Annotated in this window: 1 protein-coding gene; it reads left to right on the top strand. The window is 77.9% G+C overall.

Annotation, left to right across the window (positions count from 1 at the left end):
• Positions 1–91 precede the first annotated feature (91 nt).
• Entirely contained in the window at positions 92–1,612 is a 1,521-nt protein-coding gene (locus ABZ641_RS35815) for an alpha/beta hydrolase (protein ID WP_359988621.1), read from the top strand.
• Positions 1,613–1,818: the final 206 nt, after the last annotated feature.

Genomic DNA, 1,818 nt, shown 5'->3' with positions numbered 1-1,818 from the left:
GAGCCCCCGGATGCGGGTGAGGCCCGCACCAGGACGGATCCGGGTGCCGACAGGATCGCCCCGCCGAGCCCGGCCGCGAAGACTACTCGGCATGCGAATCGCCCACGCCACGGCCGCGACGGCCGCCGCCGCACTCCTCACCCTCCTCGGCACCGTCCCGCCCGCGACCGCCACCACCCGGCCCGCCGGCCCGCCCGCGACCGCCACCCGGCCGCCCGCCCCGATCGCCTGGGGCAGCTGCCCCGACAGCACGGCCGACACCCGCCAGCAGTGCGCCACCCTCGCCGTCCCGCTCGACCACGCCGATCCCACCGGCCCGCAGCTGGACCTCGCCGTCTCCCGGATCACCGCCGCCCGCCCCGACCAGCGCCGCGGCGCCCTGCTCATCGTCCCCGGCGGACCCGGCAACCCCGGACTCAACGGCCCCACCAACGCCGTCCGCCGACTGCCCCGGTCCGTCCTCGACCGCTACGACCTCATCGGCTTCGACCCCCGCGGCGTCGGCCGCAGCAGCCCCGTCGACTGCGGGCTCGCCCACGAAGACCTGTCGATGACCACCCTGCTGCCCTGGCCCGCACCCGACGGCTCCGTCACCGGCAACCTCGCCGCCGCCCGCCGGATCGCCGACGCCTGCACCCGCAACGGAGGCCCCGTGCTCCGCAGCATCAGCACCCGCAACGAGGCCCGCGACATGGACCGCATCCGCCAAGCCCTCGGCGAACGCCGGATCTCCGCCTGGGGCGTCTCCTACGGCACCTACGCCGGCGCCGTGTACGCCACCATGTACCCCGACCGCACCGACCGGATCGTCCTCGACAGCAACGACGACCCCGACCCGAGCCGCGTCGAACGCGGCTGGCTCGCCGCCTACGCCACCGGCGCCGAGGACCGCTTCCCGGACTTCGCCGCCTGGGCCGCCGCCCCCGCCGCCGGCGACCAGCGGCTCGCCGACACCCCGCAGCAGGTACGCGACCTGTTCCTGCGGCTCGCCGCCCGCCTCGACACCGCCCCGCTGCCCTGGCCCGGCGCCAACCCCGCCCGACTCGACGGCAACGCCCTGCGCGCGGCCATGCTCGACACCCTCTACGACGACGCCCGCTTCCCCCGGCTCGCCCGCCTGATGCTCGCCGCCGACGGCCGCGCCGAGCTGCCCCCGGCCGCCACCCCGCCCGACGCCGCGATGCAGAACACCGTCGCCGCCTCCGCCGCCACCATGTGCAACGACGTCCGCTGGCCCCGCTCCGCCGACGGCTACGCCCGCGCCGTCGCCGCCGACCGCACCGCGCACCCGTTGACCGCCGGCATGCCGGTCAACGTCATGCCCTGCGCCTTCTGGCCCACCGACCCGGCCGAACCGCCGACCCGGATCACGCCCGACGGGCCGTCGAACATCCTCATGGTGCAGAACCTCCGCGACCCCGCCACGCCCTACGCCGGCGCCCTGCGCCTGCGCGCCGCACTCGGCGACCGGGCCCGCCTGGTGAGCGTCGACTCCGGCGGCCACGACGCCTACGCCGCGCACGGCAACGCCTGCGGCGACCGGTTGGTGACCCGCTTCCTCGTCGACGGCCGACGCCCCGCACACGACACCCTCTGCCCGGCCGAGCACTGAGCCCGCATCCGTCCCGCCCCGGCGTCCCCGCCCCCGGTGTCCCGGCACCCCGGTGCCCCGGCCGTTGCTGCCCACGGTGGCGCCGGGGCGGTCGGTGCGGGTCCGGCCGGACCGGCCCGTGCACGGAGCGGGCCGATCCCGGGCAGGCGCCGCCCTGCGAGGCACTCCCGGCCCCGTGCCGTTCCGGGCCCGGGCCGTTCCGGGCC

The sequence above is a fragment of the Kitasatospora sp. NPDC007106 genome, from assembly GCF_040634455.1.
Classification (GTDB): domain Bacteria; phylum Actinomycetota; class Actinomycetes; order Streptomycetales; family Streptomycetaceae; genus Kitasatospora; species Kitasatospora arboriphila.
The sequence above is the reverse complement of the archived record's forward strand: the minus strand, read 5'-3'. Positions and strand labels throughout refer to the sequence as shown.

Excerpts from the sequence above, each read along its gene's own strand:
- ABZ641_RS35815 (WP_359988621.1), top strand. The coding sequence starts at position 92 with ATGCGAATCGCCCACGCCACGGCCGCGACGGCCGCCGCCGCACTCCTC.